Annotated in this window: 8 protein-coding genes and 1 pseudogene; all 9 read left to right on the plus strand. The window is 31.9% G+C overall.

The annotated features are described in order from the left end of the window. Positions 1 to 422: pseudogene (locus tag HNS40_RS21325) on the plus strand (hypothetical protein); the annotation flags it as partial. Positions 423 to 437: 15 nt separating this feature from the next. Then, positions 438 to 884 carry a hypothetical protein gene (locus HNS40_RS21330; protein WP_172284743.1) on the plus strand — a complete coding sequence of 149 codons (447 nt, stop codon included), beginning with the start codon at positions 438 to 440 and terminating at the stop codon, positions 882 to 884. Between the two features lie 143 nt (positions 885 to 1027). Further along, complete coding sequence (locus HNS40_RS21335) at positions 1028 to 3280, plus strand: T9SS type A sorting domain-containing protein (RefSeq protein ID WP_172284744.1); 2253 nt, start codon at positions 1028 to 1030, stop codon at positions 3278 to 3280. Positions 3281 to 3329: 49 nt separating this feature from the next. Next, positions 3330 to 3998: a hypothetical protein gene (locus HNS40_RS21340; protein ID WP_172284745.1), complete on the plus strand. Its 669-nt coding sequence runs from the start codon at positions 3330 to 3332 to the stop codon at positions 3996 to 3998. A 73-nt stretch (positions 3999 to 4071) separates the two neighbouring features. Beyond that, positions 4072 to 4569 carry a hypothetical protein gene (locus HNS40_RS21345; protein WP_172284746.1) on the plus strand — a complete coding sequence of 166 codons (498 nt, stop codon included), beginning with the start codon at positions 4072 to 4074 and terminating at the stop codon, positions 4567 to 4569. Positions 4570 to 4602: 33 nt separating this feature from the next. Next, entirely contained in the window at positions 4603 to 4767 is a 165-nt protein-coding gene (locus tag HNS40_RS23825) for a T9SS type A sorting domain-containing protein (protein WP_172284747.1), read from the plus strand. Between the two features lie 10 nt (positions 4768 to 4777). Beyond that, the gene (locus HNS40_RS21355) at positions 4778 to 5380 is read left to right on the plus strand and encodes a hypothetical protein (protein ID WP_172284748.1); all 603 of its coding nucleotides are present in this window, start codon (positions 4778 to 4780) and stop codon (positions 5378 to 5380) included. A gap of 77 nt (positions 5381 to 5457) precedes the next feature. Continuing rightward, positions 5458 to 5862, plus strand: coding sequence for a hypothetical protein (locus HNS40_RS21360; protein ID WP_172284749.1), 405 nt, complete (start codon positions 5458 to 5460; stop codon positions 5860 to 5862). Between the two features lie 286 nt (positions 5863 to 6148). Further along, positions 6149 to 6712 carry a hypothetical protein gene (locus tag HNS40_RS21365; protein WP_172284750.1) on the plus strand — a complete coding sequence of 188 codons (564 nt, stop codon included), beginning with the start codon at positions 6149 to 6151 and terminating at the stop codon, positions 6710 to 6712. Positions 6713 to 7126: the final 414 nt, after the last annotated feature.

A 7126-nucleotide genomic window follows, 5' to 3' on the forward strand; every position in this document is an offset into this window, starting at 1 on the left:
CTGATGGCGATGCTACATGGCAAGAACCTCAATTTAAGGATATAAATGGAAATCTATTTTTTAATGGAAGAATTGGAATCGGAACAGAAAATGCTGGCACTCATAAATTAGCAGTAAACGGCTCCATTAATGCCAAAGAAATTCTAGTAACCGAAACAGTACCCGGCTCCGATTATGTATTTGAAGAAGATTACCCATTAATGCCTTTAGCCGAGCTAGAAAGCTATGTAACCACAGAAAAGCATTTACCTGAGGTAATGAGTGCCGAAGAGTTTAAAGAGAACGGATATAGTATTGGCGAAATGGATGATGTCTTATTAAGGAAAGTAGAAGAGTTGACTCTTTATATCATTCAGCAGCAAAAGGATATTGCTCAGCAACAGAAGGAGATAGATAGTTTAAAAGAAAAACTTGAAAACTAATAAAACACAAACGATATGAAAAATATAGTTTTAATACTTGCAGCACTTCTAATTGGGTTGAGCTCTTGTAAAAAAGATGAGGAAGAGTCTGTTGTTAGCATGGAAGAAATGCTTTGTAGAGAATGGCAGATGGAAAAATATATAGTTAATGATGAGGATTATGATGGAATTATAGAGCTCATATGGGAGTTTAGAACTGATGGAATCATTAATGCATCTGTAACCTCTTTAACTGAATCTTATACTGACAGTTCCGAGTGGAGGTGGACAAATAATCAAAATGATATTGAAATAAAACAATTTGCAAAAGAAAATATTAAACATATCAGTTTGCTTGGGTCTGGAGGAATTGATGATATTTGGGTTGTGCAAAGAATTATACTTCTAACATCAACAAAATTAATTGTTGAAACAGATTCTGGAGATAACATTATTAGGATTGAATTCAAAGGGAAAAGTTAAGCCTAATTAAAGTCTACCAAAAATAATCATATTCAAAATAGTTTTTTATTTATTTCAGTTTTTTTAGTAAAAATTGAAGGAATCATAAATGAAAAAGATTTTGTTATTTCACAATTAAATAATACAATATTATACTTAAAAAGATGCAAACAATAAAAAAGATATCAATAATACTATTATTATTAATACTTCAGCAGACCATATTACCAGCTCAATCATTAAATGAAAAGTATTGGTATTACCGTCATCGCCTTAAATATTTTACTGATATTGGTGAAGGCCCAGGTAAAGGAGTTTTGTTTAGTTCCAGGCACAAATATATGAAAATGCATATAGACAATGGAACCCAAGAAAACGTTGGGAGTGCTGAAATAAAAATTGGTGACGGAGGGATAGATTTGGGTTGGTATATCTCAATGCTTGCTTTAGAAGCTGATATGTTAAATAGCTCCCCTAAAAATTATACATTAACCGAGTTGTATTATGCGATGAAAGCATACGAAAGATGGGATTTGTGTGAGGATCAAGTACCCTGGGAAAACCCTAATGGAGCAGAACTAGACGGGTTTTTCATGAGGACAGATATTCCCATATACACAGGTGAGTTCACTCCTGATTTTACAAATTTAAACTATAATCTGACAGAAGAGAATGGACCTGGTAGTATGCCTCCTGGTTCACCAATGTATGTGGATCATTTTAAGGTTTGGACTGGGACTGATGCTGAAATAGAAAGGGAGTTACTAAAATCAACAATGAGTGTTGATCAAGCTGTATTTTTAATTATGGGGTTTGCGCTAGTGAATCATCATTTGGGAGATAATTTTCTTGACTTTAGAAACACTGTAACTGGGCAAAATATGTCATTTAATTTTGGAAATACTGCCCGCAATAATATATTGCTTATTTCTAGGTATATGGCTAACTTGAATTTAGAACATGGGTTTTCTTGGGAATTATCTAATTCTCCAGTTTACGAGTTTATTGATGATATCCTTCCTATCAATCCTTATCCTGAAGATCAAATGCCTGGTATTTGGACTATATTTGATCCTAATGGAGATACTGTAGGCAGAGGAGGCCATTGGCCAGCTCCAATGAGTTTTGGAATCTCAGAAGCTGTAAGGGAGTCAACAGGTACAATGATAAGTCCAGGCTTTTTTACACTTGCCGATTTTTTATGGAAAAATATACCTCTTCACTTTCATCAATTTGGAGATTGGGACCACCCTTTTCCTGGAAAGGATTACAATAAAGTTTTTATGGCAGCAGTGGCAGCAATAAGTGGTGATTCATGGGATGTTTATGATCCAACTGGTATTTTTAAAATAGTCAATACAAAAAATTATATAGACCGGTTTTTGCAACATGATCATGATCTCCTATATATGTTATTGTACACTGATTTGCATAATGATAATTGCGATCAATTTGAAGGAGAGGATTATGAAAGTAAAATTGAAAGCATTTTAAATAGAGCACCAATATGTGGTCCTTATAATTATTCAGTAGGTAATGATGCTCCAACACAGGATGTGTATTTTGAGTATTGTGATGACTATTTACCTAATAGAGCAGATGGTGGTTGGGCTAGTAGTAATTTCTTTCGTCATACTGTAAATGAAAGGAGTGGGCGTGATAATCCTGATGGTAATACAGGAGTTTATTCAGGAATAGATTATCTTTTGTTTTTCAACTTGTATCGCAATTATCGGTCATGGTGGTATGGAGGATTGAATGGATATGAACCATATAGGAATATGGTTAACAGGGAACTAGATCAAAACTACCCTTATACAGAAAATGGAGTACACTATGGGACCATTGAAAATCCAGCTAATTTAAGAGCGTTTGATTCGTTTGAATACTTTGGTGAAGTTAGTAATTCGAATTCTACCAATACTGATGGTGGTTTAAATTTAGTTGCTGGAAATTGGATGAGATTCACACCTGGTTTTCGAGTAACTACTGGGTCTAGGTTTACAGCAAAAATAGAAGAATATGATTGTTATGCCTCAGGTACTAAGGCCCCAATATTTAGTGATAATAACTATATTCAGAATGATAATCCAACACAGCCTGGAGCTAAATACGGTTCACGTAAGGATGATATACTAATAAAAGCAAACAATAATCAAGATATTATAATGTCTGAAATTGATAATTCTATTATCGTGTATCCAAATCCAGCGGATAATAATGTCCAAGTTAAAATTTTCAATAATCCAAATTATTGTAGCGTTAATATTAGGAATCTAAATGGAGAAACAATTAATTCATATGATAATTACTATAGCGATGAACCACTGGATATTTCTAAATTAGCAAATGGAATCTATATTTTAGAAATAAATATTAATGGTCAAATAATTCAAGAAAAATTTGTTGTATTGTAATGATATATATATAAGTAGATTTAAGTTAACTATATTTTTGATAAGTAAGATGTTTTTTAAGATAAAGAGAAAAATAATAACACTTAAGGCAATTGTAACACTATGTCTGTTAGTCTGCTTTACAGGCTTGTTTGCACAGAATTCTTATAATGATATGATCTTTTTATTGGATAGTAATGATACAATAAAGAATTGTAGGATTTTAAACATTAATCATAACAAGGTTACTTTTGATATTGTTAATGGAAAGAAAAACAAAGTGATTGCAATGGGAGTGCTTCTAAACGCTTATTATATTAAACTACCAAGTCCACTTAATAATATGAATGTTCCTTTTGACTCTGAACCAGATTTTATAAAAGATGATTCATTTGATTATAATCAGTACTTATTTTATCAGAGTAAATATTTGCAAGCAATTAGGGTTCAAAGAAGTACATTAGTCTTATCAATAATTGGAGTGACATGTATAGGTATTGGAGAATATTTCTTGGAAGATTACGAGAAAAATCCAATCGACCTTGACCCTAGATTATTTATGGGATCTATTCTTAAATATGGAGGTATTGGTTCAGCTTCTGTTGGAATTCCATTATTTGTTACAAGTACAATATCAAAGAATACATATAAAAAGAATCTGCAATCATTTGATAAATCAACTATTATTGTAGGTGTAAAACTTAATAATAATGGTATAGGTATCTCTATGTATTTTTAGTATTTATTTTTGTAGGTGTTAATTGAATAATAACGAGTTATTTAGAAAAATTCCTTCGCAAAAAAAATTAATTATGAAAAATCAATTTATTATCTTTTTAATTATCATTTCATTTGGATTGTTTGTCTCTTCCTGTACTAAAGAGAAGTATCATTATCTAACTGAGAATGATAAAAGTTTTTTGGGTAGGTCTGTTGGGGATTCTATGAAAGTAGTAAGTGCATGGCCTGTAGATACCAATGATTTTGTAATTCGTTCAGAGAGTTCTGATTTTGTTAAAGTTAAAACCACTGGACAAGTTGATTATCTCGAAACTATAAGGCGATATAATTCAACAGGATATATTCAAATACAAAAATCAAACACTGATGGTTTGTCAATTGAAATTAGTGCTTATGCAGAAACTTTCACAAAGATTGTAGAGTCAGATATTAGTGTCGAAATAGGAGATGTTATATACGATGATGTATATGTTTTTCACGAGAAGATTTTCTATCTTTATTATTCCTTAGAATATGGTTTTTTACGATATGATAGTTTTGATGACCCCCAATTTGTTTTTATTCCATAATTTCCTAATAATGCCAATATTGAGATAGATCATATGATTTATAAAATCTACAATCAACAAGGTATATATTTATTTGAAGGCAGATTATACCAAAACAAAGGAATAAATGTTAATGAATTATTGAACGGTTTTTATTATATTGAAGTATTTGATAATAATGGCAGAGTATTTAGAGAAAAATTCATTGTGAAAAACTAAAAACTAATCTATGAAAAGCACAATTTTTTACCTCACATTAATGCTAATGGTTTCATTATTTAGTTGTTGCAGTAATTGTAAGGATCCTGCTTGTCCCGAATTATCAACTGAAGATACGTCTTGGTTTCCTTATTATAAGAATGACACCTTGATTTTTGAAAATACTGTCGATGATTCATATATTCATTTCCCATTTAGCTATAACGGTAATTGGTCAGTCCTTCATACTCCCTCAGATGGCGATGAGTGCAATAAATACTGTATCGCTGGTAAAATCAATTATTCAGAATATTATTTTGATAGTATAGCAGAATTTAGTAGCAATTTTATTATTAATAGAATTGAGGAAAATTTCTATGTTGTTTTCTCTCGTTCGTCATCGACTGTTGTTAATAATTTTAATCCACATAGTTTTTTCGACCTTAGGCATGCCATCAAACTAGATACCTTAAGCATTAATGGGTATCTGCTTAAAGATATTTACCAATATACCTGTTACCCACAGCAAGAAGAGGTTGCTGAAACCTATGTAAAAAAAGGTATGGGCTTGGTAAAAATAGTTTTTAGAGATGGACAGGAATTTGAGTTAGTGGAGCATATAAGAGCGAAGTAATAATTAGTCAGGGCGCAAATAAATTATATTTTGTGAAATATTCGCACCCTGACTTCATTTTATCAAAAACAAAACAGATGAAAAAATCAATTTTAATATTATTCATTTTTGCAGTGCTTTTTTCTGCCTGTAAAAAAGAGGAGGAAGAAGAGCCAACACCTCCTACAAAAGAAGAGCTATTATGCCAAACATGGAATATTGATACCTATTATTTAAATGGCCATGGCTTTGCTTACCTCACTTGGCAATATGTTTGGAAATTTAAAACCGATGGTAGTATAGAGTGGCGTAAAATAGAAAATGGTGAGCTATATAAAACCACCAGTTGGGCTTGGGCAGAAAACCAAACCGCATTAGATATCACAGTACCCGATTGGGAGGACAAAACAGCCCGTACCACAATAGTAAAACTTACAGAAACCGAAATGGTTCTAGAACCCGGAGAAACTGAGATTGAATTAGAAATGACTTTTTCTAGGTAAGTTAAATCAGTAGGTAACAGGGCAAACGCGTACTTTTATTTTTCTAATTATTTTTAACAAAGCTAACGCGGATTTGCAACCGACCGTAGGGAGCTCAGCGAAGCTAATCCGTGTGATTTAAATACATTCCTTAATGTTAATATTTTCGCACGGAAAACATTTCCGCGCTAGCATTATACCTATAGATTAAACTATTTTCTTCTAAATATAGCTTTTTAACAAAGTATGCGTTTGCCCTGAGTTGGTAAGTAAATATTGGAATGTTTATATTTGATAGCTCAATATTATGAAAGCAATTGTTCAACTGACCATTTTTTTATTTACTCCTTTTCTGATTTTCGCCCAAGGAAACTTTGGAAAGTCTTTTTGTGTAGGTAGTTCCTTCACATTTTTGCGCTACTATGAAGATGAGCCCGGTTTGCCAAGGTATAATGAATACACATGGAATGTAAATGTGGCCATGCAAATTACAAAGCGATTAGATTTGGGTGTTCAAGCTATGGCTATCTTTATGAAGCCTGAAGGTGGTCCCTCAGAAAATCACCATATTATTGGTGTTTTTGGTCAATTTAACTTTATCAAGAAAGAAAAAATTAAAGTATTTGTTGAAACCTCCTTTAATACTGGTAATTACAAATTGTCAAGAAACGATTTTTATCCAAGCTATGAGAATGGAATAGTATACATAGGATTTGGAGGAGGTGTTGAACTTAAAATTTCAAAACGAATTCCACATCTGTTTTTAGACCTTTCTTTTATTAATTATGAGCAATTAAATATTGATGAATCTTATGCCTATACTCAATATGTTATAGGCTTGAATTATAGATTTGGGAAGGGATTGATATAAAATAAAACAGAATATGATAATTACTATCATATTCTGTTTTATTAATTTTTAGTTACTAATCAGTAAGAATTACAATAGTTTAATTTTCCCTGATTTCCCCAACAGCTGACGCTTCGGTTAATGACGATGCTATCATTATCGCTACATTCATTGTAGCGGACAGCATCGTTCCGGCCCAAGGGGAGTCAGGGAAAAGATTCAGCAAAATGATTAGATTGAAAAATTTGATATTCTATTCTCATTTGATTTTTGAAACTAAAATCTGATTTTTTTGGCTCCCCATGGGGCATTAGCGTTAACTTAAGCTGTCTATTTTTTTAAGTTACAGATATACATATGATTACAAGACTATTTCTTTCTGACTTCTTTGTTTTTTACTCTTTTTAATACAAAGGTGTTTTTATCTTCAAGCAC

This window comes from Lentimicrobium sp. S6 (assembly GCF_013166635.1).
Lineage (GTDB): Bacteria > Bacteroidota > Bacteroidia > Bacteroidales > UBA12170 > UBA12170.

What these genes read in the sequence shown, in the direction of transcription:
- HNS40_RS21345 (WP_172284746.1), top strand. Translation starts at nt 4,072, where the DNA reads ATGAAAAATCAATTTATTATCTTTTTAATTATCATTTCATTTGGATTG.
- HNS40_RS21355 (WP_172284748.1), top strand. Translation starts at nt 4,778, where the DNA reads ATGAAAAGCACAATTTTTTACCTCACATTAATGCTAATGGTTTCATTA.
- HNS40_RS21335 (WP_172284744.1), top strand. Translation starts at nt 1,028, where the DNA reads ATGCAAACAATAAAAAAGATATCAATAATACTATTATTATTAATACTT.
- HNS40_RS21365 (WP_172284750.1), top strand. Translation starts at nt 6,149, where the DNA reads ATGAAAGCAATTGTTCAACTGACCATTTTTTTATTTACTCCTTTTCTG.
- HNS40_RS23825 (WP_172284747.1), top strand. Translation starts at nt 4,603, where the DNA reads ATGATTTATAAAATCTACAATCAACAAGGTATATATTTATTTGAAGGC.
- HNS40_RS21360 (WP_172284749.1), top strand. Translation starts at nt 5,458, where the DNA reads ATGAAAAAATCAATTTTAATATTATTCATTTTTGCAGTGCTTTTTTCT.
- HNS40_RS21340 (WP_172284745.1), top strand. Translation starts at nt 3,330, where the DNA reads ATGTTTTTTAAGATAAAGAGAAAAATAATAACACTTAAGGCAATTGTA.
- HNS40_RS21330 (WP_172284743.1), top strand. Translation starts at nt 438, where the DNA reads ATGAAAAATATAGTTTTAATACTTGCAGCACTTCTAATTGGGTTGAGC.